The organism is Lichenicola sp. GTC18331 (assembly GCF_055386855.1).
The window spans coordinates 3,299,525-3,322,963 of record NZ_AP045015.1 but is presented as its reverse complement, the minus strand read 5'-3'; the positions used below and the strand labels follow the sequence as shown (position 1 = coordinate 3,322,963).

Sequence of the window (23,439 nt, the reverse complement as noted above, 5' to 3'; positions counted from 1 at the left end):
CAAACCTGCAGCGACGATTGACCGCCCGATCGGATCGGCCGCGCTCGAAGCCGTTGCGGTATGTCGTTTTCTTGCTGCGGGCGGCTTGAACCCGTTCCGGCCACCGCTGCCGTTTCCTCCGGGCGACGACTGGGTATGATGCATTGCCGCAATCGCCGGCCGGCACGAGGCCAGGCGACACGGCGTTCCCCAAGGAGCGGACCCTTCCATGCAGCACCAGGCCTCTTCCGCACCCGATGCACCCCCGGCGGATGAGCGCCTGAGCGAAATTCTGGCCCTGGCCGGACGCATCGTCGAACGCCAGTCGGAAGATCCGTTCGGCAACCCGGTGCTGGGCATCGCCCTGAACCTGTCACGTCGTCTGGACGAGAACAGCCTCGATGTGGACGCGCTGGGCGGGCTGGTGCGGCGGCTACGCGACGACGCCTTCGCCAAGCGGGCGGAGCGCATCGCCCGTTATGTCGGGCTCGAGCCCGGCGAAGGCACCGGCGCCCGGCTGCGCCGCATCGCCGAGCATCTGGTGCGCCCGGACCCGGATGACAGTCCGGTGCCGCTGGCCGCGTTCCGCAAGCTGATCGGCCGGACCCGCTTCGCCGCCGTGTTCACCGCCCACCCCACCTTCGCCCTGGCGCCGGACGCCTATGCCGCCCTGGCCGCGTCCGCCTGTGGCGCCGCGCTGCCTGCAAGCGAGGCGTCGCATCGGCCGCCCGCCCCGACGCTGGAAGACGAGTTCGGATTCGCCACCGCCGCGATCCTGCGCGGGCGCGACGCGATCGACCGCTTCAACCGCGCCCTGCTGGAACAGGCGGCGACGGTGTGGCCGCAGAGCTGGACCACTCTGGTGCCGAAGCCGCTGATCCTGACGAGCTGGGTCGGCTACGACACCGACGGGCGCACCGATATCGGCTGGTGGGACACGCTTCGCCTGCGCCTGCGGATGAAGAAGCTACAGCTCGATCGTCTGCTGGCGCAGGTGGAGGCGGTGCAGTCGCCGCCGGACGCGCTGACGGGGATGCTGTCCCGGGCGATCGAGGCGGTGTCGGCGCAGATCGCCGCGGCGCCGGATCGGGCCGACCCGGATCAGGTGTCACGCTTCGCCGCCGCCCTGGTGGACCGTCGCGACGACGCGATCCCGACGGTCGCACCGTTGGACGACGCCTTCGCCGCCGCGATCGAAACGGCGGCGAACGAGGACAAGATGCCGCTGGCGGTGGCGCGTGCAGGTCTCGCCTCGCATGGTCTCGCCGCCGCGCACACCCATGTGCGTTTGAACGCGACCCAAATCCACAACGTCGCCCGGCAGCGTCTGGGCATCGAGGACAGTCCGGAAAATCCGGCGCAGCGCCGCGCTCTGCTGGCACAGATCAACGACGCCTTGTCCGACGTGCAGAAGGTGCCGGTGGATTTCGGCGCGCTGCTGTCCGAGCAGGCCTCGGCGGCGCGTCTGATGATGACCGTGACGCAAATGGTGAAGCATATCGACGGCTCCACGCCGGTGCGCTTCCTGATCGCGGAGACCGAGAGCGGCTACACGCTGCTGGTGGCGCTGTGGCTGGCACGCCTGTTCGGGATCGAGGAGCAGGTCGAGATCTCGCCGCTGTTCGAAACCCAGAACGCGATGCGCGACGGCGCCCGCATCGTCGAAGAGGCGCTGCATTCGCGCCATTACCGCGATTACCTGCGCCGCACGGGCAAGCTGAGCCTCCAGTTCGGCTATTCCGACAGCGGCCGCTACGTGGGTCAGCTGGCCGCCACCTATCTGGTGGAGCGTCTGCGTCTGAAGATCGCCGATCTGCTGGCCAAGCGCGGTCTGACCGATGTCGAGGTGATCCTGTTCGACACCCATGGCGAGAGCATCGGCCGCGGCGCGCATCCGTTCTCCTTGGCCGACCGTCTGGACTACCTGTCGCCGCCGCAATCGCGTCTGATGTTCGAGAAGCACGGCATCGCCTGCCGTGAGGAAAGCGCGTTCCAGGGCGGCGACGGCTACATGCTGTTCGGCACCGAGGCCCTGGCCGACGCGGTGATCTGCACCATCGCCGAGCACGCCTTCGCCACGGTCAGGGCCGAGAACGACCCGATCTACGACGAGCCGGATTTCTCGGCTGATTTCTTCGCCGCCATCGGGCTCGGCATGACCGAGCTGGTGGAGGACCCCGGCTACGCGGCGCTGCTGGGCGCGTTCGGCCCGGCCCTGATCGACCGCACCGGCTCGCGTCCCGCCGCGCGGCAATCCGACGCTTCCGGCAGCCCGGCGCGGATCAGGCATCCGCGCGAGCTGCGGGCGATCCCCAACAACGCCATCCTCCAGCAGCTCGGATGGTGTGCCAATACCTTGCAGGGTCTCGGTTTCGCCGCCGCCCGGCATCCGGAGACGTTCGAGGAGTTCATGCTGAAGAGCCCGCGCTTCCGGCGCGCGCTCGACTTCGCCTCCCATGCGCTGCGCCATTCGGACAGCGACGTCCTGCGCGCGATCGTGCTGACGCTCGATCCCGGCGTATGGCTGGACCGGGCCGGGCACGAGAACGACCCGGTGCGGCGCGAAGCGTTGGTGCAGCTTTCCGGCGGGCTGGAGCGGCTCGATCTGTGGAGCATCACCCAGAGCATGTTCCGGCGCATCCAGGCCGACCATCTGGCGCTGCGCACGGCCTGGCCGGATGCGCCGCGCATGGCGCTGCCGGAGATGGTGCTGCATGCGATCCGGCTGACCGTGATCGAGCGGATCTGGCTGCTCTCGACGCGGATTCCGTATTTCTCGCCGCGCTACGGCTTCACGCGGGAAACGCTGGACGAGCAGGTGCTGCGTCTGGAGATTCCGGCGGTGCTGAAGCAGATGGAGGAGATCTTCCCGGATGCGACCGACCGCACGGCGAGCCATGATTTCCGTGAGCCGACCGGGCCGCGCTTCGAGAACGCCTATACGCGCGAGAATGCGGAGATCTTCGTGCCGATGCGACGCCTGTTCGAGCTGCTGCGCGAGATCAGCGTCGTGGTGATGCACGAGGTCGGGGCGTTTGGCTGAGCACCCTGCCTTGTCGCGCCAGAGCGGGTCGAAACGTCGGCCCTGGAAGCTGACGGAGCCGGAGCCGGAGCGGTTCGTCCCGCTGCGGTTCCGGGACGGCCTACGGCGCATCGTGGCGCCGAATCCCGGCTCCATGACCTATCACGGCACCAATACCTGGCTGATCGACTGGGAGGGCGGCACGGTCGTGCTCGATCCCGGCAGCGAGGACCAGGCGCATCTGGATGCGATCGTTCGGGAGGCCGGGTCTCGCTTGTCGCATATCCTGGTATCGCATTGGCACAACGACCATCTTTCCGGCGCCGCGACGCTACATCGGCGGACCGGCGCGCCGATCGCCTCGTTCCACCGCTTCGGCGGCGATCCGTCGCACGATCCCGATTTCGCGCCGACCATTCCGCTGCATGATGGCGACCGAATCGCCGGGCTGGAGGTGTTGCATACGCCGGGCCATGCCAGCGACCATCTGTGTTTCGCGGCGCCCAACGGCATCTTGTTCAGCGGTGACCATGTCATGGGCTGGTCCACCTCCGTGGTGCCGCCGCATCCCTACGGCGATCTGGGCGAGTTCGTTCGCCAGCTCGAACGGGTGCGGGACCGGGACGACCGGGTGATCCTGTCCGCGCATGGGCCGGCGATCCAAGAGCCGCGCGCGCTGGTACAGAGCCTGCTCGACCATCGCCATGCACGGGAAGCATCCATCGTGGTTCTGCTGACGCGTGAGCCGCAGAATTTCGAGGCGGTGTTCGCGCGTGCCTATCCGAATGTGCGGGCGGAGCTGGAGAAGCCGGCGCGTGCGAACCTGCTGGCGCATCTGGAGAAGCTGGAGGCGGATGGGCGGGCGACCAGGGACGAACGAGGCTGGCGCGAGACGGGCTGACAGCACATCCATCTGCTCGCACCGCATCCGTTTCTCCTGCGGCTCTCAAACGGGAAAGGCCGGCCCCTTTCGGGACCGGCCTTTTGCCGTTTCAGACCGAAGCCGCGATCAGGCGGACTTCGTCATGATCTCGTCGGCGATGTTGCGCGGCACCGGATCGTAGTGATGGAACTGCATGGTGAAGGACGCACGGCCCTTCGTCATGGAGCGCAGGTGGGAGATGTAGCCGAACATTTCCTTCAGCGGCACCTGGGCACGCACCGTCACCGTGGAACCGGAGTTCTCCTGGTTCTGGATCTGGCCGCGGCGACGGTTGAGGTCGCCCACCACGTCGCCGACATGGTCCTGCGGGGTGGTGACTTCGACGTCCATGATCGGCTCGAGGATGACCGGACCGGCCTTCTTCATGCCTTCACGGAAGCAGGCCTTGGCGGCGATTTCGAACGCCAGAGCGGACGAGTCGACGTCGTGGTACTTGCCGTCCACCAGCGAGTAGCGGAAGTCGACGGTCGGGAAGCCGGCGAGCACGCCCGTGGAGGCCTGAACCTTGATGCCCTTCTCGACCGCCGGGATGTATTCCTTCGGCACGGTGCCGCCGACGATCTTGTTCTCGAAGGTGATGCCGTCGTTGCGCTCCACCGGGGCGAACTCGATCTTCACTTCGGCGTACTGACCCGAACCGCCCGACTGCTTCTTGTGGGTGTAGGTCTCGGTGTGCGGCTTGGTGATGGTCTCGCGATACGCCACCTGCGGCGCGCCGATATTGGCATCGACGCCATATTCGCGACGCAGACGGTCGATGATGATCTCGAGATGCAGCTCGCCCATGCCGGACAGGATGGTCTGGCCGGTTTCCTGGTCCGTCTTCAGGCGCAGCGAGGGATCCTCACCGGCGAGCTTCTGCAGCGCCAGCGTCATCTTCTCGACGGCTTCCTTGGTCTTCGGCTCGACGGAGATGTCGATCACCGGCACCGGGAAGGCCATGCGCTCCAGCACCACCGGATCGGCGGCGTCGGCCAGCGTGTCGCCGGTGCCCGTGTCCTTCAGGCCCACGAACGCGGCGATGTCGCCGGCATGCACTTCCTTCACTTCCTGACGCTTGTCGGCGTGCATCTGGAACATGCGGCCGACGCGTTCCTTGTGGCCCTTGGTGGTGTTCAGGACCTGGTCGCCGGACTTCAGCACGCCGCGATACACGCGGACGAAGGTCAGGGTTCCGTACTTGTCGTTGATGATCTTGAACGCCAGACCGGCGAACTTGCCGTCCGGGTCAACCGGAATCACTTCCAGCGCCTTCTCGTCCAGGTCGTCGCCGGCATCTTCCGGCGGGGCGACGCGGATGCCTTCCACGTCGATCGGCGCCGGCAGGTAGTCCAGCACGCCGTCGAGCAGCGGCTGCACGCCCTTGTTCTTGAACGCCGTGCCGCACAGCACCGGGCGGAACTCGCCGGAGATGGTGCCCTTCTTGATGGCGCGCTTTAGCGTTTCGACGCTGACGTCGCCGTTCTCGAAATACTCTTCCATGCCCGCATCGTCGACCGCGAGCGCCGTGTCGAGCAGGAGCTGGCGCGCCTCGGCGGCCTTCTCCTTCAGGTCAGCCGGGATCTCTTCGTCATGGAACTTCGCGCCGAGCTCGCCGCCTTCCCAGATGATCGCCTTCATCTCGACCAGGTCGACCACGCCCAGGAAGTTCTCCTCGGCGCCGATCGGCAGCTGCAGCGGCAGCGCCACGATGTCGAGCTTCTCCTTCAGCGTGTCGAACGCGCGGTAGAAGTCGGCGCCGGTGCGGTCCAGCTTGTTGATGAAGATGATGCGCGGGACGTTGTAGCGATCGGCCAGACGCCAGTTGGTCTCGGACTGCGGCTGCACGCCGGCCACGCCCTCGATGATGAAGATGGCGCCGTCGAGCACGCGGAGCGAACGGTTCACTTCGATGTTGAAGTCGATATGGCCGGGCGTGTCGATGATGTTGATGCGGTGGTCCTTCCACTCGCACGTCACCGCCGCGGAGGTGATGGTGATCCCCCGCTCGCGCTCCTGTTCCATGTAGTCGGTGGTGGTGTTGCCCTCGTGGACCTCACCGATCTTGTGGCTCACGCCGGTGTAATAGAGAATCCGCTCGGTGGTGGTGGTCTTGCCGGCATCGATATGCGCGGTAATCCCGATGTTGCGGATCTTCGACAGGTCGGACACGGCGGTTCTCCTCAAGCCAAGAAGGCGCGAGGGTCACGCCGCCGGCGGAACCTTCGCACCTTCCGGGGCCGCCATCTGCCTGCGGCCGAAAGACTGATGGGCCCTCACATGCGCGAGAAGCCCTGCGTTTGCAAGCGCGAACCGGACCGGTTTGCCCGGCTCGGCGCCCGCGTCGGATCAGGCGGTCGCGCCGGCCTGCTTCTTGGCCTGGGCGCGGACGATGCGGCGCTTCAGCACCTGCGCTTCTTCCGGCAGGCGGCGGTTCGGCGTGGTCAGCAGGAACGAGTCCAGGCCACCATTATGCTCGATGGTGCGCAGACCATGCGTGGTGACGCGGATGCGCACCGAGGTGCCCAGCACGTCGGACAGCAGGGAGGTTTCCTGCAGGTTGGGCAGGTAGCGGCGGCGGCTCTTGTTGTTGGCGTGGCTGACGTTGTTGCCCGTCAGCACGCCCTTGCCGGTCATCTCGCAGCGGCGCGACATCGTTCCAGATCCTTTGGTAGGCTCGACACCGTCCCGCAAGTCCGGGACGTACAAGCAGCCGGCAGCGATGGCGGCCGACAGCGATTCCGATAGAGGCGCGGCTTATCGCCAAGTGCGGCCGATCCGTCAAGCACGGAGTGGCCGCCGCACGCCGTTTCAGGCCACTCAGCCCTTGGCGAAACCTCGGTCATGCTGCGGATCGAGCTCGCCCGCCTCCACGCTGTGGATCGCATTCTCCAGCATCCGCACCATCGCTTCCCGGCTCATGGTGCGGGCCAGGAGACCGAGCGACCCGCCCAGCAGGGCCGAGGCGATCGCCATCGGCGGCAGTTTCTCGCCCAGCATATACTCGATTGCCTTGTCCGTGACGGCGCCGGCATGGCTCAATTCGGCCGGGATCTGGCCGTCATGGCCGAGCGGCTGTTCGCCGGTGTTGCGATCGGGACTGGCGGGGGTGGGATCGAAATCCATCGGTTCCTCCTTGTTCTCTGGTGTTGTGTCAGAAAGCGGCGTCGAAAGCAGGGCTGGGCAGATGCGGCTCGCCTGCCGCCTCTTCCTCCGATTGCGCCGCCCACATGCGGGCATAGAGACCGTCCTGTTCCAGCAGGCTGCGATGGGTGCCGCGCTCGGCGATGCGGCCCTCGGACAGCACCAGGATCTCGTCCGCGTCCACCACGGTGGACAGGCGATGCGCGATCACCAGCGTGGTGCGATGCGCGGCCACGGTGCGCAAGGCTGCCTGGATCTCCGACTCGGTATGGGTGTCGAGCGCGCTGGTGGCTTCGTCCAGCAGCAACAGGCGCGGGTTCTTCAGAATGGTCCGGGCGATCGCCACGCGCTGCTTCTCGCCACCGGACAGTTTGAGGCCGCGCTCGCCGACCCTGGTGTCGTAGCCGTCCGGCAGGCTGGTCACGAACTCGTGCACCTGGGCCAGCCGGGCCGCGTGCTCGATCTCGGCCTGGGAGGCGCCGATCCGGCCATAGGCGATATTGTAGCGGATGGTGTCGTTGAACAGCACCGTATCCTGCGGCACCACGCCGATCGCCGCACGCAGGCTTTCCTGGGCGTAGTCGCGCACGTCCCGCCCATCCACCAGCACACGTCCGGAATCGACGTCATAGAAGCGGAACAGAAGCCGGCTGATGGTGGATTTTCCTGCACCCGTCGGACCGACGATGGCGACGCGCCCGCCGGGCGGCACGGAGAAGCTGATCCCGTGCAGGATCTCGCGGTCGGGGCGGTAGCCGAAGCGGACGTTCTCGAACCGGACGGAGGCCGGCGCCGCGTCCTCCAGGCTGGCCGGCAGCAGGGCGGGCGCGGCAGGATCGCGCACCTCCTGGGTCTCGCCCAGCAGCCGGAACATCTGCTCCAGATCCACCACCGATTGGCGCAGGGAGGAATATACGAAGCCGAGCAGGTTCAGCGGCGCGTAGAGCTGCATCAGATAGGTGTTCACCAGCACGAACTTGCCGACCGTGAGATGCCCGGAGGCCACGCCCTCGGCCGCCATCAGCATGATCGCCGCCAACGCCACGGCGATGATGGTGGCCTGCCCGAGATTGAGCAGGTTCAGCGAGACCTGGGTGCGCACGGCGGCGCGTTCGTAGCGGCCGAGGGTTTCGTCGTAGCGTCGCGCCTCGTGTCCTTCGTTGCCGAAATACTTGACGGTCTCGAAGTTCAGCAGGCTGTCCAGCGCCTTGGTGCTGGCCTCGCTTTCCACCTCGTTCATGCGGCGACGGATGCCGATGCGCCAGGAGGTGAAGGCCACGGTGAAGCCGACATAGGCCACCACCGTCAGCAGCACGGCCAGGGCGAATCGCCAGTCGAACAGGCGCCAGATCACCACCGTGACCATCAGCGTCTCGATGAGGGTCGGGACGATGTTGAAGATGCCCAGGCGCAGGATCAGCTCGATCGCCTGGGTGCCGCGTTCGATCGCGCGCGTGACGCCGCCTGTCTGGCGATCGAGGTGGAACCGCAGCGACAGGGCATGCAGATGCCGGAAGGTGCGGATCGCCGCGACCCGGATCACGCGTTGCTTCACCGGAGCGAACAAGGCGTCCCGCAACTCGCCGAAACCGCCCGCGGCGATACGCAGCAGGCCGTAACCCAGGATCAGCGCGATCGGCACCACCAGGGCATGGGTGGGGTCTCGATGCGACAGCCGGTCCACCGCGCGCGCATAGACGATCGGTACGCAGACGGTGGCGAGTTTGGCCAGAATCAGCAGCAGAACCGCGCCCACCACCAGCAGCCGCGTGCGCAGATCGCCGCGCGGCCACAAAAACGGCAGGAGCCCCCTTACGGTGGACAGCGCGCCCGTTGGCGGACGCGGCACCGTATCGGCGCCGGAGGAAGCGGATGACATGCTTCCCGATGTGGCATGCGGGACGGTTATTTCAAACCGTCACCGCTTAGGAGCGCCGATGACACGTTGCCAACCGGGCGAGGCTCTGGAACGGTTCGGCATGGATATCGCCCCGTTTCTCCGCCATCTCGACTTTTGCAACAACACGACACTGCCGGGCGACCGGTTGCCGTTTCATCTCGGCATGGAAGCGGTGGGGTTCGTGCGGCCTGCCCTGGCGCCGGAGCTGGAAGCGCGGGGCGTTCGGCGCGAGGGCGATGGGCTGGTTCTCGACGATCCGTCCGCCCTGGCGGCTCTGGGGCGATCGCTGGCCGAGGCGAAGCTGTTCAGGTTTCGCGACGAGCCGTTCGATATCCGTGCCGTGCCGGACGGGCCCGTGCTGGCGACACTGGATCGCGGCGTGCTGCCTGGCTTCGGCGTGTTGGCGCAGGGGCTGCACCTGAACGGGCTGGTCGAACGCCCGGACGGGCTGCATCTCTGGGTCGGACATCGGGCCGACAACAAGCTGCTGGACCCCGGCAAGCTGGACCATCTGGCCGCGGGTGGCATCGCGGCCGGACATGACGCGCTGTCCACCTTGGTGAAGGAAGGGGCAGAGGAATGCGGCCTGACGCCGGAACTGGCGCATCAGGCGGTTCCGGTCGGGATCATCTCCTATGTGATGCAGCGTCCCGAGGGGCTACGTCGCGACCGTCTGCATTGCTTCGACGTGGTGTTGCCGGACAGTTTCGAACCGGTGGCGCATGACGGAGAGATGACCGGCTTCACCCTGATGCCGCTGGACGAGGCGTTCCGTTTGGTGCGCGACACGGACCGATTCAAGTTCAACGTCAATCTGGTGCTGATCGATCTGTTCTTGCGACGCGGATTGATCGACCCGTCGAGCGCCGGCGGAATATTGTTGAAAAAGCGGCTCGAAGGCCCTTACGGCGAGGGAGCGATCAGTTCGACTGTCGATTGGATCTCCACCAGGCACGCTTCCGAATGATGTACCAGATAAAGGAGCATGGCACGGCTTCGGATTGACCAGCCCGATCGGGCGACATGCTCGGATGCCGCCCGATAATCGTTTTCGGTCTCCACCAGGACGATTGCGATCAAGACTGTTGCGGCGTTTTCTCCAGACGCCGACAGAATCAGCGTGTCGGCAAGCCCATCTCAGTCGATCACGAGAACACGCGCGGCCTGCTTGGTTTTCTGCACGGCTTCCGCGACGTGATCGACGGCCGTCGATATCTCGTTGATGCTGGTGAAGACTTTCGATACGGTTCCGGAAGCGTTCCGCATCTGCTCCGACATGCTGTGTGTCAGGGCGTTCTGTTCTTCTACCGCCGATGCCGTGACCATCACGCTTTCACGCACCGTGACCATGTCCTCGCGGATCGTCCCGAGTGCGCCAGCGACGCCGGCAGAGATTTTCTGGATGCCTTCGATTTCGGTGGAGATACGCTGCGTCGCCGATGCTGCCTGAATCGCCAGTGTCTTGACCTCGTTCGCCACCACAGCGAAGCCTTTACCGGCCTCGCCGGCCCGTGCCGCCTCGATGGTAGCGTTCAACGCCAACAGATTGATCTGGCTGGCGATGGATCGGATCAAGCCGACGATGCCATTCATTTCCTGAGCGGAGCGTGTGAGCGCCTCGGTATCGCTCCCGGCGGCAACGGTCTGCGAGAAGGCCTTGTCCGTGACCGAACGCGACTGGGACATGCTTTTCGCGATTTCGGCGATCGAGACCGCAAGCTCATCCGCGCTGGTGGCGACGGATTGTACGTTGCTCGACATTTCTCCGGCCGCCTTGGCGGCGGTATCGGCTTCGGTGGAGGAAGAGCCAATCGCCTGATCGATTTCGCCGAAATTACGGTCGATCAACGCCTTCAGATTCGCCAGCAATTCCACTTGTGTAGTGACGTCGTTAGCGAATTTAACGACCTTGTAGATTTTGCCGCTTTCGTCAGGGATCGGGTTGTAGGCGCCCTCGATCCAAACGACCTTCCCATCACGGGTCAGGCGCTTGTATTTGCCGAATTGGTAATTGCCGTTGCGGAGGTTCTCCCAGAACTTGGCATAGGAGGGATCCTTCGACTGCTCCGGATCGACGAAGATGCTGTGATGCCGCCCTTTGATCTGATCGAGCGTGTATCCGACGGAACGAAGAAAATTTTCGTTGGCGGACAGAATGGTTCCGTCGATGGAGAATTCGATCATGGTCTGGGATCGGCTGATGGCAGCCATCTGCTCGCGGAAATCGAGATTATGAAGACGAGCATTGGCGTCGGCCCATTCGACCACGAAGCCGACGGTCTTGTTCTGATCCCGGACCGGATTCACGATCAGGTCGAAGCCATGCCCGGCGATCCAGATCGTCGCGACATGCTGCTTCTCCAGCTTGGAAAGAATACGGTGCTGATGCGACGGCACCTTGTGGAAGATGTCGATATTGCTGCCGACGAGCTTGTCCACACTGAAATGGGGCATGTCCTTGCGCAGATCGGCTTCCGCCTTCTGCAACAGCGCGATCACCGAGTTGTTCACGAAGACGATGTTCAGCTTCTCGTCCGTGACCATCACCTTGGTGTGCTGATACTGTAATGCCAGCGCCCGGAGATCCAGTCGCGTCGTCCTGCGCAATGTGTCCAGCATTGTCGACCCTTCGAGTATCGCGGCGCAAAATGGTTGGACGCCGCCGTTGTGACTATGACGGCATCGCCTTTCCATTCGGTTAATGCAGATCGTTTCTTTTCGATCGAAAATTGCCGAACGGACGCCACACAGTCTGCAATCCGTCCGAATGTCGACGGCCACGACCCGCACCGACATGCGGCACGAAGGCCCAGTCAACCGAGCCGCCTTTGTTTTTCCATGCCGGGCAGAACATCCGGCTTCCGCCGACCGCCGTTTGTTCGCTATATGTTCTCGTCGTGACATATGAGGGCGGGGGGCGGATGTGGATCGTGGACGAACGGAAACGGCGGCGCTGGCGGAAATCGAACGTCTGCGTCGGCAGGTTCACAGGCTCGCACGCCCGAGAACGGCCGCACCAGGCCTTCCCCGGATCGGTTTTGGCCTTTCCGCCGTCGATGGCCGCCTGTCCGGCGGTCTCGTCGTCGGGGCCCTGCACGAGATGCTGGGGCAAGGTGCCGACACCGAACATGGCACCGCTGCGAGCCAGCTGATAGCCGGCTTGCTTGCCGGTTTCTGCCGCACGCTGCCGCCCGACAAACTCGTGTTGTGGGCCATGCAGGGCGACGACCTTTATCCGCCCGGCCTCGCTTCGGTGGGACTATCCCCGCGCCGCCTGATCCTGGCCCGAAGCGGCCGCAACGTCGCCGCCGTGATGGAAGAAGCGCTGCGCCATCCTGGCCTGTGCGCCGTGGTGGGCGAGATGGAGGGTGCGTTCGGTCTGACCGCCTCGCGACGGCTGCAACTCGCTGCTGAAACCTCTGGGATTCCGGCCTTTCTGGTCCGGCGCAGTCGGCGTTTCGACGATCCGGTACTGCTGGCGCCCAGCGCTGCCGCCACGCGCTGGCGCATCGGCGTTCTGCCGCCGCGTGGACAGCTTCACGCCTCTCATCTCGACGACCGGCCGCTTTGGCGCCTGAGCCTTCTGCGCAGCCGGGACACCAACCTGTTCGAATGGACCGTACAGGCTTGCGACTCGGAAGGCCGCCTCGCCGATGCCCCTCCCCTCACCACCGCCCCGACGCATCGGGTTCCTGTTTCTGCCGTTCTGGGCGATCGAGCATCGCCGCACGGAGAACGGGCTGCCGCCGGATGAGCCGCCGCCCAGCGTCACCTGGTCACAGCACGGATCGCGCCGCCTGATCGCAGCGGCCTGTTCGCGGGCGCAGGCGGAGGGTGTGCAGCCCGGCATGAAGCTCGCTCAGGCGCAGGCCATGCTTCCGGACCTTCTGGTACGCCGTGCGACGCCAGAGGAAGATGCCGTCGCCCTGTCGGCGCTGGCGGATTGGTGCCGGCGGTTCACACCGCTGAGCCGTCCTGAGCCGCCGAACGGGATCTGGCTCGACCTGTCCGGCTGCGCGCACCTGTTCGGCGGTGAGGACGCACTTCTGCACGATATGGCGAGGCCATTGCGGCACTGGCGATTGAGCGCACGCATCGCGATCGCGGACACGGCCGGTGCCGCTTTCGCTGTCGCGCGGCATGCCGCCGGAAGCGCCTCCGCCACGTTCTCGGTCGCATCCGGAATGCTGTCGGACACGCTGGCACCGCTGCCGATCCTGGCGCTGCGCTTGCAGCCCGAGGACGAAACCTTGCTGCACCGGTTCGGACTGCGCCGGATTGGCGCACTGGAAGCGATTCCGCGCGGCCCTTTGTCACGCCGGGTCGGCACCGCCGTTCTGCTGCGTCTCGATCAGGCATTCGGGCGTGTCGCCGAGCCGATCTGCCCGGATCAGCCGCCGCTTTTCCTGCAAGAACGTCTCGGTTTTCTGGAACCGCTGCAAACCGCCGAAAGCCTGGCCGCCGCCAACGCGCTTCTGTCGCAGCGCCTGTGCGCCCGGTTGGAAGCGCTGTGTCTCGGCGCGCGCCAGCTCGAACTGGTGTTCGTGCGGCTCGACGGTTCGTCCACGAGCCAGCGTGTCACCCTGGTGGTGCCGACGCACGATTCGCGCCATATCGGACGCCTGCTGGACGAGCGCCTGGATCAGGTAGACCCGGGCGAAGGCGTGGAAACCATGTGGCTGCTGGTCCGGTTCGCCGAGCCGGTCGGGCAACCGCAAACGACGCTGCGCAGTGTGATGCAAGGCGATGCGAACGACGCCGCCTCGGCGGAATTGGCGCCGCTGATCGATACGCTGGCGTTGCGTCTGGGGCGGCATCGTTTGTGGCGCCCGGTGCCGGTGGAAAGCGACGTGCCGGAACGCAGCGTGGCGCGCCGGTCGCCTTTGGACAGGCAAGGCATCGAACCGGATGGCTGGCCGCGCGCGCTACCGCGTCCGATTCGTCTCATGGACCCGCCACAACCCGTGCGAGCCATGGCCGCTTTGCCCGATCATGCCCCGCTCTGGTTCATTTGGCGTGCGCACCGTCATACGGTGCGACGCGCGGACGGGCCGGAGCGGATCGCCGGCGAATGGTGGCTGCGCAGCAGCGAATGGCTTGCCCTACGCGATTATTTCCGTGTGGAAGACGAGCACGGACGTCGCTTCTGGTTGTTCCGGCGCGGCGACGGAACCGACCGAGGCACGGGCGACCTCGGCTGGTTCCTGCACGGGCTGTTCTGATGCGCTCAGTATTGCGGCGGAGCCGGCTGTGCATAAACCGGCATCGGGTAAGGCGACCGCGCAGTGACCGGCGCCGCGGTGACCGGCGGAGGCGGCGTATAGCCTGGCAGCACGCGATTGGGCGGCACGACATACCACGGGCCGCGATAGTTCTGGTTGAGCTGGCTTGCGTTCAGATCGCCGACCACGTCATTGCCGGTACCATCCGGATAGGACGACCGCGGCGGTGGTTGCGACGCGATATGAGCCGGTGCCGTCCGGGTCTGCGCGGCGCACAGGCCGGTGGTCGCGAACAGCAGAGCGGCGGCCAGGATGGTGGTTCTCATGATCCTCTCCCCTATGGATGCCCGTTGCACACCGATTTCGTGGCGTTTTCTGGGCGGCCATTGTGATAAACGCCGACGCCCCGATCGAATTGCAGGTTACGAGTAATTATTCGTTTCTCCACGGCGCCAGCCATGTGGAAGAGCTGCTGAAACAGGCGCACGCTTTCGGGTTTGAAGCGCTCGCGCTCACCGATCGCAACACGCTGGCCGGCCTGGCGCGGGCGCATCAGCGCGCCCACGAGATCGGGCTGCGCCTGATTGTCGGGTGCCGGCTCGATCTGGTCGATTTTCCGTCTTTGCTGCTGTTTCCGACCGATCGCGAAGCCTATGCGTGCTTGTGCGGCGTGCTGAGCCATGGAAAGCGGCGCGCCAAGAACAGCTTCGCTTTGCACTGGAGCGAATTGCAGCCGCACGTCGAAGGGCTGGTCGCGATTCTGCTGCCGGAACAAACCTTGCACGCTCTGCCGGAGACATTGCCACCGGCGTTGCGACAAATGCACGACGTTTTCGGCGATCGCGCCTGGTGCGCGTTGACTTTGGAACGACGCCCGGATGACCGTGCCCGCTTGGCGCTCATCGAGTCGCTCTGTGCGCAAGCCGATGTCCCGACGGTCGTGACCGGCGACGTGCTGTATCATGAACCTGGACGGCGTATTCTCCAGGATGTGGTCACCTGCATTCGCGAAGGCTGCACCATCGATGCGGCCGGTTTCCGGCGCGAACGCTCGGTGGATCGGCATCTGAAAACGCCGCAGGAAATACGGCGTCTGTTTGTGAACGATCATCCGGCGGCGTTGGCGGCCACACGGCACATCGCGGATCTGTGCCGTTTCAGCCTCACCGAACTGTCCTATCAGTATCCGGAGGAAAGCGAGACGCCCGGTCTTTCCGATCAGCAGGATCTGGAGCGGCTGGTACGAGAACGTTTGCCGATCGTCTACAAAGAGGGTGCCCCGCCCGCCGTTTTGGCACAGATCGCGCGTGAACTCGCCATGATCGCCGAGTTGGACTACGCACCGTATTTTCTGACCGTGAACCGCATCGTCCGTTTCGCACGCGAGAAAAAGATTCTGTGTCAGGGACGCGGATCGGCGGCGAATTCTGCGGTCTGTTTCGTGCTTGGCATCACGGCGATCGATCCCAAGGACGGCAATCTTCTTTTTGAGCGCTTCATCTCCACCAATCGGCGCGAGCCGCCCGATATCGACGTGGATTTCGAGCACGAGCGCCGCGAGGAGGTGATCCAATGGGTGTTCGATCATTACGGCCGCGATCGCGCGGCCTTGTGCGCCACGGTGGCGCGTTATCGTCCACGCGGTGCCGTGCGAGAAGTCGGCAAGGTTCTGGGTCTGCCGGAGGATGTCACCGGGCTTCTTGCCGCTCAGGTCTGGAACTGGGGCGACGAGGGCGTGGAAGCACAGCATGCGGAAGCCATCGGCCTCAACATCGCCGATCGCCGTTTGCGCCTTACCTTGATGCTGGCCAAGGAGCTTGTGGGATTTCCCCGCCATCTCGGCACCCATCCCGGCGGCTTCGTGCTGACGCGCGACCGGCTCGACCGGCTGGTGCCGATCGAACCCGCGGCGATGGACAAGCGACAGGTCATCGAATGGGACAAGGACGATATCGACACGCTGCGATTCATGAAGGTCGATGTTCTGGGTCTGGGCATGCTCGGCTGCATGCGGCGGGCCTTCGATCTTCTGCATCGCCATCGCGGCGGGCGGCGCATGGAACTGTCCGATATTCCCCGTGATGATCAGGCGACTTACGACATGATCTGCCGCGCCGACACGCTCGGCACGTTTCAGATCGAAAGCCGCGCGCAGATGGCGATGCTGCCGCGCTTGAAGCCACGCGAACTCTACGATCTGGTGATCCAAGTGGCGATCGTGCGTCCCGGGCCGATCCAGGGCGACATGGTGCATCCCTATCTACGGCGGCGCGACGGCATCGAAAAACCCGTCTATCCGCAGGAAAGTCTCGAGCGGGTTTTGAAGAAAACCCTGGGTGTTCCCCTGTTCCAGGAGCAGGCGATGCAGGTGGCGATCCATTGCGCCGGTTTCACACCTTCCGAAGCGGATCAGCTTCGTCGCTCCATGGCCACGTTCAAGATGACCGGCGGGGTTTCCAACTTCAAGACCAAGCTGATCGACGGCATGGTGGCGAACGGCTTCGCGCGCGACTTCGCCGAACGCACCTTCGGACAGATCGAAGGGTTCGGCTCGTACGGTTTCCCCGAGAGCCACGCTGCAGGGTTCGCGCAGATCGCCTATGCCAGCGCCTGGATCAAATGCCACCATCCGGACGTGTTCTGCGCCGCACTTCTGAACGCGCAGCCGATGGGATTCTACGCTCCGGCGCAGATCGTGCGCGACGCACGCGAGCACGGCATCGAGATCCGCCCGATCTGCGTCGATAACAGCGAGTGGGATTGCACGCTGGAAGAGACACGTGGCCGTTTCCTGGCGGTGCGTCTCGGTTTGCGCATGGTGCGTGGCCTCGCCCGCGCGGATGCGGACCGTCTCGTGGCATCGCGCAACGGGCCATGGCGCTCGATCGCGCTGCTGCATCGGCGCACCGGGCTCGATCCGGCGCCGCTGGAGCGGATCGCCCAGGCGGACGGGTTCGCGTCGCTCGGCCTGTCGCGGCGCTCTGCGCTTTGGCACATACGCGGTTTGGGCGAAACCGCCTTGCCCTTGTTCGCCGCCAGACCGCATTACGAAACGCCGGAACCGGCCAGCGTCCTGCCTGCCCTGAGCGAAGGCGGCGAAGTGGTGGCGGATTACCACACTGCCGGACTGTCTTTGCGACGCCATCCGATGGCGCTGCTCCGTCCCGAACTGAGCCGGCGCGGCATCTCCTCCTGCGGCGTGCTCGCCCAGGCGGGAGATGGCAGGCGCGTTTCCGTCGCCGGGCTGGTGCTGATGCGGCAGCGTCCCGGATCGGCCAAAGGCGTGATGTTCATGACGCTGGAGGACGAGGAGGCGATCGGCAATCTGGTGATCTGGCCGAGCCTGTTCGAGCAGCAGCGCACGCTGATTCTGGCAGCCGGGGTGATAGCCTGCCACGGGACCGTGCAGCGCTCCGGGCAGGTGGTGCATCTGGTCGCGCATCGGCTGGAGAACCTGTCGGCGATGCTGCGTGAGCTGGGCCAGGAGCAAGATGATGCCCAGATCACCGTTCGGCCGCGCAACTTTCGATAGTTTCATCACGATTTCGAGAGCGGAAGCTTGTTATCGACCCCTTTCTGCCGGGACGATTGCCGTTACAAAATCGTTTTAGAACAGACGTTTGAATCACCTGTCATGCAGATGAACGATCCTCCATCCCACGCGAGGCAATGCTGGTTCAGACCCAATTCCGGAGATTGACGCGACCATTGTCGAACTGCGTAGTCAGCATGTCTCAATGTTTCAGTTCGAGACCAACCGTTGCACCAGGAGACAATCTTCATGGGTCGATCGGAACTCTCCCGTCGGAATCTGCGCCGCATCGCCGTCGGCGCCGCCTCCGCCGTCTGCCTTCTGGGCAGTCTCGGCGCCGCTCGCGCTGCGGACTGGGCGCCCACGAACACCAAGGCATTTCTGCCCAGCATCCTGGCGCCGCGCGCCCATGCCAGCGCCGCTCTGCAGCGTTTCCAGCACACGCTGAGCGCTGCCAGCACGCATGCCGTCGACCTGTCCGACGACACCCCGGTCGACATCACCGTGGCGCTGAAGCTGCGCAACGAGGCCGATCTCGACCATGCGCTGGCCGAGATCGCCGATCCGGCCAACAAACAGTTCGGTCGTTACATGACGCCGGCCGAGTTCCTCGCCGCCTATGCGCCGAGCCGGGCGCAGGTGTCCGCCGTGGTGGCGCATCTGCAGAAAGCCGGCTTCACTAACATCCAGGTGGCCCCCAACCGTCTGCTGATCACCGCCTCCGGCGATGCCGCGGCGGTGAAGAGCGGTTTCCACACGGGCTTGAGCCATTTCACCTTCGACGGACGCGACGTGTTCGCCAACAAGGCGGCGGCTTCGGTGCCGACCGCGCTTGCCGGCATCGTCAACAGCGTGCTCGGCCTGCAGACCGTCTCGGTCGCGCACACCATGCACAAGGCGACGTTGATCGGCGACGCCAATCGCAGCTCGGTCCTGCGCGCCAGGGACGCCGGCAGCGCCACCGCGCACGCTCCGACCGATTTCGCCAAGATCTACGACGCCAGTTCGATCGCCACCGGCAGCAAGACATCGGTCGGCATCATCACCTGGGGCACGCTGACCCAGGTGCAGCGCGATCTCAGCAGCTTCACCACCAAGTATGGCCTGCCCGCGGTGACCAACAGCGTGGTTAAGACCGGCACGTCGCGCTACTACGCCGACACCAACAGCGACGTGGAATGGAACCTCGACAGCCAGTCCATCGTCGGCAGCTCCGGCGGCGTGTCGCAGATCATCTTCTATTCGGCGCCGGATACCGCCAGCGACGGCGCCGGGGGCCATGCCGCGACCTTGTCCGCCATTACCGGCGCCTATAATCGCGCCGTGACCGACAACAAGGTGAAGGTGATCAACGTTTCGCTCGGCGTGGACGAGGATTCCGCCAACAGCTCCGGCTCGCAGGCTGCGGACGACGCCATCTTCAAACAGGCGCAGGCACAGGGCCAGACCTTCTCGGTTTCCGCGGGCGATCACGGCGCCTACGAGAGCTCCAACGGCGCGATCGCGGACGGCGACGGCAATCCCACCGTGGATCTATCGCAATATTCGGTCAGCGAGCCGGCTACGTCGCCCTATGTGATCGCAGTGGGCGGCACCACGCTCTATACGTCGGGCACCACCACCTGGTCGTCCGAAACGGTCTGGAACGAGGGGCTGGAAAGCACCAGCGATCCGAACGTGGAGCAGCTTTGGGCCACGGGCGGCGGCACCAGCGCCTACGAGGCAGCCCCGAGCTGGCAATCGGGATCGAACCGCACCGTGCCGGATATCGGCTTCGATGCGGCGCAGAGCACCGGCGCCACCGTGATCAGCCACGGCAACACCTACCAGGTAGGCGGCACCAGCCTTGCCTCGCCGATCTTCGTCGGCCTCTGGGCGCGTCTGGAAAGCGCCAACAACAACGCACTCGGCTTTCCGGCAGCGTCCTTCTACAAGTACTTCCCGTCCAATCCGTCGTTGCTGCACGACGTGACCTCGGGCAACAACGGCTACGAAGGTTACGGTTTCGCCGCCGCGAAGGGCTACGATCAGGTCACGGGTTTCGGCTCGTTCGACGTCGCCAAGCTGGCGCGGTTCATCTCGTCCACCAGCGGTTTCGCGCGCTGAAACGAGCGAGAGCCGACCGGTGCAAACCGGTCGCCTCTCGCGTCCACAGCTTGCGTGCCATCACCCAGATCGGCACGACGAGCAGCAAACAGCCAGCTGACGCTCCGAATGCGTTCTCCACGCACAGGGACAGAAACAATCCAGCTAATGTCAGCGCCGCCAGCAAGAGCGGCCAACGCCAGAGACTCATGACTCGCCGCGCACCAGACGCCCCTCCTCGTTTCGCGCACGACGTCCCGAAGACGGCCGCGCGAACAGCAGATAGACGCCGCTGCCAAGAACCAGGATCGTCGCGACGTCGAACGCGGCCCAGACGATCTTCAAGCCCAGGCCACCATAATCACCGAAATGCAGAGGTCGGCTCAGTTCCAGAAGCCGCAGATACCAAGGCAACCGTCCCACCATGACGGTGGCGCCCGTCGCGGCATCGACCAGAACAGGCGTCATCAGACGACGACGCAGTTTCGTCTTGCCGGCCATCCAGACCACGTAGTGACGCGGACTGCCCGCCATGTGACTCGGAAACGTGACCGACAACACGCGGTCGTCCGGCACGGAGGCCGAGGCGGACGCGATCGCCGATGCCAGCGTCGCCGTCGGCGTCATCACCGGAGCGGTGCGGAACGCGGCCAGTTTGGGCGCCACGTCGCGCATCACCCACAAACCGAACAGGGGTGTCGCCAGCGTATTCATGACGCCGGTAAAACCCACCACCCCCATCCAGGCGGCGACGCAGGCGCCGACGAGGTTGTGCGTGTCGAGCCAGCGCAGACGCGACGACCCAGAACGACGGATCTGGCCGAACCGTAGGCGGCGCATGAAGGGCGCATACAGAACGAAGCCCGACACGATGGCGACCAGGAACGCGATCCCCATCGCGCCCAGGAACAACTCGCCCGCAAGCCCTGACAGCATCTGCCGGTGCAACGACAGCACGATCCGCATGAACCCGGAGCCGGGCGTCTCGCCATCGCGCAGCAGCGCGCCCGTACGACGGCTATAGCTGAGCGGCACGCTGCCAGCGTAGCCGTCGTCAGGCCCTCGCGTGAGACGCAGCTGAGCCACCGGCTCGTCCTGATCGAAGACGACGATACGCGGGCGAAGCCCAGGATGACGTCGCAGAGCGTCGGCCACCATACGGTCCGGCCCCGCGCCGGTCCCAGGCGGTGACGGATCGGCCGCGATCGCCGGATGCAGCCCGTCCAGCGCATCGTCGATCTCGTCGGAGAACACCAGCGGCAGACCCGTGATGCAGAGCATCAGCAGGAACAGCGTGGACACGATGCTGCTCCACCGGTGCCACCAGCGCCATCGGCGCAGGGACTCGCTGTTCCCGCCCGCGATCCGCCCGGCCATGCACCCTCCTGCAATTGCGAATCAGTCTTACTATCGTCTATAGCGAAAACGACCCGTGAACAATGGCTGGATCAGACGATGCCGGTGCCCCTCCGCCCCCTCCCTTATTCCGCCCTGAAAACGATACGTCTCGGCACTCTGGCGACCGCCGCGGCCTGGCCCTTGTTCGCCGCCATCCCGGCACGTGCCGGCGACGATTCGGAACGCATCCGCGTTCAGGGCCAGACCCGGCAAACCGCGACCGTCGCCTCGACCGCCACGAAGACGGATACGAAGCTGATCGAAACCACCCAGACCGTTTCGGTGGTGACACGGGCGCAGATGGACGAACGTCTGGTGCAGACGATCGACGAGGCGATCCGCTACAGCCCGGGGGTGCAGCCCGACACCTACGGCGCCGATGCGCGCTTCGATTGGTTCCGAATCCGCGGCTTCGACGCCACGCTCTACGGGCTCTATCTCGACGGCACCCGCTTCACCCCGGGCCAGTCCGGTCCGGTGCAGGAACAATACGGTCTGGAGCGGATCGAGGTGCTGGATGGCCCGGCTTCGGTTCTCTACGGGCAGAGTTCACCGGGGGGCTTGGTCAACATGACCAGCAAGACGCCGAACGGGGTCGCCTCGCACGAGCTGCAATTCGTGGCCGGTTCCTATAACCGGTTCCAGGGCCAGGGGGACATGAACGGCACCATCCCCGGCACCCACCATCAGCTCGATGGCCGCGTGGTGTTCCTGGTGCGCGATGCGGACACCCAGGTGGACCAGGTGAAGAACAACCGCGTCTACGTCGCCCCCTCGCTCGCCTGGCACATCACACCGGATGACGACCTGACGTTCCTGTCGAGCTACACCCACGACCATACATCCGGCACCCAGTTCCTGCCGGCCTACGGCACCGCGCTCCCCAATCCGAACGGCAAGCTGCCGACCAGCGTGTTCCTGGGGTCGCCCGACCTGAACAAATGGGACCGCAACCAATCGACACTAGGATTTCTGTTCGACCATCGCTTCAACCGCGACTGGTCGTTCGACGAGAACTTCCGCTGGCTGCATCTCGATCTGGACTGGGCGCAGGTCTACGGCAGGGCGCTTCTGCCCGACATGCGCACCCAGATCCGCGCCGCCTACCACCAGATCTCCAGCGCCGATCTCTTCACCTCCGACAGCCGGATCACTGGCCATCTGCATACCGGCCCGGCGGAACAGACGATCGTGGCGGGGCTGGACTATAGCCGTCTCACGAGCGCCGACACCCGTCTGGGCGTCGCCGCCGGCAGTCCGATCGACATCTATCATCCGGTGTACACGCCGCAGAAACCGCTGAAGCTATCGCGGATCGCCAATCCGCAGGCCGCGCAGACCGGCTTGTATGCCCAGGACCACGTGAAGCTGTTCGACCATCTGATCCTGACCGCCGGCGGCCGGTTCGACTGGGCAAGCAACACCACCGAGCTTGCCGGCGTCACTACCAGCGGCATGTCGGAGAACGTGTTCAGCTATCATGGCGGTGCCGGCTATCTGTTCTCGTCCGGCCTGTTCGCCTACGCCGATTATTCCCGTTCCTTCCAGCCCACCGCCAGCACCAATCTCTACGGCGAGGCGCTGAAGCCGACCTACGGCAAGCAGGTCGAGCTCGGAGTGAAGTACCAGCCGCGCGGCATGGACAGCTTCATCGGCGTGTCCGCCTTCGATCTGCGCCAGACCAACGTGGCCACGACCGATCCGCGAAACCCGATGAACACGATCCAGACCGGGGAGATCCGGGTCCGCGGCATCGAAGGCTCGGCCACCATGAGTCTCGGCGGCGGCGCCGACGTCATCGCCGCCTACACCTATCTCGACCCGGTGATCACCCGCGCCAATGACGGCACCCAGGGCAAGGAACCGTCCATGATCCCGCGCAACACGGCCTCGCTCTGGAGCGACTACCAGTTCCATGAAGGCGGCCCGCTGCCCGGCCTCCAAGGGCTGGGGATCGGCGCCGGCGTGCGCTATGTCGGCCAGACCGCTGCGAGCAATTCCGACGTCTTCAACGTTCCGTCCGTGACCCTGTTCGACGCCGCCATCCATTACGATTTCGGGCGGACGCAGCGTTGGCGGCTCGGCGTGAACCTGAACAACATGTTCGATCGCACCTTCGTGGCGAGCTGTGGCGGCACCACGACCTGCTATTATGGCGACCGTCGCACGGTACTGGGCAGTTTACGCGTGCGCTGGTGATGCCCTGGGCGAACCAGCCGCGCGTCGGTTCATTGT

General features: G+C 65.2%; 16 protein-coding genes. 8 read left to right on the top strand and 8 right to left on the bottom strand.

All coding sequences use genetic code 11. The features are described from left to right. Positions 1–208 precede the first annotated feature (208 nt). Both ACZ5BM_RS15210 and ACZ5BM_RS15205 read left to right on the top strand, forming a co-directional pair. Complete coding sequence (locus ACZ5BM_RS15210; protein WP_498908966.1) at positions 209–3,022, top strand: phosphoenolpyruvate carboxylase; 2,814 nt, start codon at positions 209–211, stop codon at positions 3,020–3,022. Continuing rightward, positions 3,015–3,902, top strand: a complete 888-nt coding sequence (locus ACZ5BM_RS15205) for an MBL fold metallo-hydrolase (RefSeq protein WP_498908965.1) — start codon at positions 3,015–3,017, stop codon at positions 3,900–3,902. Before ACZ5BM_RS15210 ends, ACZ5BM_RS15205 begins: the two co-directional genes overlap by 8 nt. A 108-nt stretch (positions 3,903–4,010) precedes the next feature. Here ACZ5BM_RS15205 and fusA read toward each other — a convergent pair whose 3' ends face one another. From fusA to ACZ5BM_RS15185, 4 genes are all read right to left on the bottom strand, one after another. Continuing rightward, the gene (gene fusA, locus ACZ5BM_RS15200) at positions 4,011–6,095 is read right to left on the bottom strand and encodes an elongation factor G (RefSeq protein ID WP_498908964.1); all 2,085 of its coding nucleotides are present in this window, start codon (positions 6,093–6,095) and stop codon (positions 4,011–4,013) included. A 177-nt stretch (positions 6,096–6,272) separates the two neighbouring features. Then, on the bottom strand, positions 6,273–6,578 hold the full coding sequence (gene rpmB / locus ACZ5BM_RS15195) for a 50S ribosomal protein L28 (RefSeq protein WP_422864263.1): 306 nt from the start codon (positions 6,576–6,578) through the stop codon (positions 6,273–6,275). Between the two features lie 165 nt (positions 6,579–6,743). Then, entirely contained in the window at positions 6,744–7,049 is a 306-nt protein-coding gene (locus ACZ5BM_RS15190) for a hypothetical protein (protein WP_498908963.1), read from the bottom strand. A gap of 28 nt (positions 7,050–7,077) precedes the next feature. Continuing rightward, a complete protein-coding gene (locus ACZ5BM_RS15185; RefSeq protein ID WP_498908962.1) occupies positions 7,078–8,946 on the bottom strand; it encodes an ABCB family ABC transporter ATP-binding protein/permease in 1,869 nt (622 codons plus the stop codon). Positions 8,947–9,004: 58 nt separating this feature from the next. Between ACZ5BM_RS15185 and ACZ5BM_RS15180 the strand changes: the two genes are divergently transcribed. Next, positions 9,005–9,934 (top strand): NUDIX hydrolase, encoded by a 930-nt coding sequence (locus tag ACZ5BM_RS15180; protein WP_498908960.1) that lies wholly within the window; start codon positions 9,005–9,007, stop codon positions 9,932–9,934. A gap of 170 nt (positions 9,935–10,104) precedes the next feature. On the opposite strand, the gene ACZ5BM_RS15175 is transcribed toward ACZ5BM_RS15180, so the two are convergent. Further along, the gene (locus tag ACZ5BM_RS15175; protein WP_498908959.1) at positions 10,105–11,586 is read right to left on the bottom strand and encodes a methyl-accepting chemotaxis protein; all 1,482 of its coding nucleotides are present in this window, start codon (positions 11,584–11,586) and stop codon (positions 10,105–10,107) included. 79 nt (positions 11,587–11,665) lie between these two features. Then, positions 11,666–12,097 (bottom strand): hypothetical protein, encoded by a 432-nt coding sequence (locus tag ACZ5BM_RS15170; RefSeq protein WP_498908958.1) that lies wholly within the window; start codon positions 12,095–12,097, stop codon positions 11,666–11,668. A gap of 30 nt (positions 12,098–12,127) precedes the next feature. Here ACZ5BM_RS15170 and ACZ5BM_RS15165 point away from each other — a divergent pair, with 30 nt between their 5' ends. Together ACZ5BM_RS15165 and ACZ5BM_RS15160 are read left to right on the top strand one after the other, a co-directional pair. Then, the gene (locus ACZ5BM_RS15165) at positions 12,128–12,721 is read left to right on the top strand and encodes an ImuA family protein (protein ID WP_498908956.1); all 594 of its coding nucleotides are present in this window, start codon (positions 12,128–12,130) and stop codon (positions 12,719–12,721) included. Continuing rightward, positions 12,621–14,189: a Y-family DNA polymerase gene (locus ACZ5BM_RS15160; protein ID WP_498908955.1), complete on the top strand. Its 1,569-nt coding sequence runs from the start codon at positions 12,621–12,623 to the stop codon at positions 14,187–14,189. The genes ACZ5BM_RS15165 and ACZ5BM_RS15160 overlap by 101 nt, the downstream gene beginning before the upstream one ends. 5 nt (positions 14,190–14,194) lie before the next feature. Here the strand turns inward: ACZ5BM_RS15160 and ACZ5BM_RS15155 are convergent, their stop codons facing one another. Continuing rightward, positions 14,195–14,515, bottom strand: coding sequence for a hypothetical protein (locus ACZ5BM_RS15155; protein WP_498908954.1), 321 nt, complete (start codon positions 14,513–14,515; stop codon positions 14,195–14,197). 17 nt (positions 14,516–14,532) lie between these two features. Between ACZ5BM_RS15155 and ACZ5BM_RS15150 the strand changes: the two genes are divergently transcribed. Further along, positions 14,533–17,721 (top strand): error-prone DNA polymerase, encoded by a 3,189-nt coding sequence (locus ACZ5BM_RS15150; RefSeq protein WP_498908953.1) that lies wholly within the window; start codon positions 14,533–14,535, stop codon positions 17,719–17,721. Between the two features lie 249 nt (positions 17,722–17,970). After that, positions 17,971–19,827, top strand: a complete 1,857-nt coding sequence (locus ACZ5BM_RS15145) for a S53 family peptidase (RefSeq protein WP_498908952.1) — start codon at positions 17,971–17,973, stop codon at positions 19,825–19,827. 186 nt (positions 19,828–20,013) lie between these two features. On the opposite strand, the gene ACZ5BM_RS15140 is transcribed toward ACZ5BM_RS15145, so the two are convergent. Next, on the bottom strand, positions 20,014–21,183 hold the full coding sequence (locus tag ACZ5BM_RS15140) for a PepSY-associated TM helix domain-containing protein (protein WP_498908951.1): 1,170 nt from the start codon (positions 21,181–21,183) through the stop codon (positions 20,014–20,016). A 78-nt stretch (positions 21,184–21,261) separates the two neighbouring features. Between ACZ5BM_RS15140 and ACZ5BM_RS15135 the strand changes: the two genes are divergently transcribed. Further along, positions 21,262–23,403 carry a TonB-dependent siderophore receptor gene (locus ACZ5BM_RS15135; RefSeq protein WP_498908950.1) on the top strand — a complete coding sequence of 714 codons (2,142 nt, stop codon included), beginning with the start codon at positions 21,262–21,264 and terminating at the stop codon, positions 23,401–23,403. Positions 23,404–23,439 lie beyond the last annotated feature (36 nt).

Bases quoted from the DNA above. Each gene is read 5' to 3' on its own strand.
- ACZ5BM_RS15180 (WP_498908960.1), top strand. From the start codon at position 9,005: ATGACACGTTGCCAACCGGGCGAGGCTCTGGAACGGTTCGGCATGGAT.
- ACZ5BM_RS15185 (WP_498908962.1), bottom strand. From the start codon at position 8,946: ATGTCATCCGCTTCCTCCGGCGCCGATACGGTGCCGCGTCCGCCAACG.
- ACZ5BM_RS15145 (WP_498908952.1), top strand. From the start codon at position 17,971: ATGGGTCGATCGGAACTCTCCCGTCGGAATCTGCGCCGCATCGCCGTC.
- rpmB (WP_422864263.1), bottom strand. From the start codon at position 6,578: ATGTCGCGCCGCTGCGAGATGACCGGCAAGGGCGTGCTGACGGGCAAC.
- ACZ5BM_RS15150 (WP_498908953.1), top strand. From the start codon at position 14,533: ATGCCCGTTGCACACCGATTTCGTGGCGTTTTCTGGGCGGCCATTGTG.
- ACZ5BM_RS15170 (WP_498908958.1), bottom strand. From the start codon at position 12,097: ATGTTCGGTGTCGGCACCTTGCCCCAGCATCTCGTGCAGGGCCCCGAC.
- ACZ5BM_RS15160 (WP_498908955.1), top strand. From the start codon at position 12,621: ATGCCCCTCCCCTCACCACCGCCCCGACGCATCGGGTTCCTGTTTCTG.
- ACZ5BM_RS15140 (WP_498908951.1), bottom strand. From the start codon at position 21,183: ATGGCCGGGCGGATCGCGGGCGGGAACAGCGAGTCCCTGCGCCGATGG.
- ACZ5BM_RS15175 (WP_498908959.1), bottom strand. From the start codon at position 11,586: ATGCTGGACACATTGCGCAGGACGACGCGACTGGATCTCCGGGCGCTG.
- ACZ5BM_RS15135 (WP_498908950.1), top strand. From the start codon at position 21,262: ATGCCGGTGCCCCTCCGCCCCCTCCCTTATTCCGCCCTGAAAACGATA.
- ACZ5BM_RS15155 (WP_498908954.1), bottom strand. From the start codon at position 14,515: ATGAGAACCACCATCCTGGCCGCCGCTCTGCTGTTCGCGACCACCGGC.
- ACZ5BM_RS15190 (WP_498908963.1), bottom strand. From the start codon at position 7,049: ATGGATTTCGATCCCACCCCCGCCAGTCCCGATCGCAACACCGGCGAA.
- ACZ5BM_RS15210 (WP_498908966.1), top strand. From the start codon at position 209: ATGCAGCACCAGGCCTCTTCCGCACCCGATGCACCCCCGGCGGATGAG.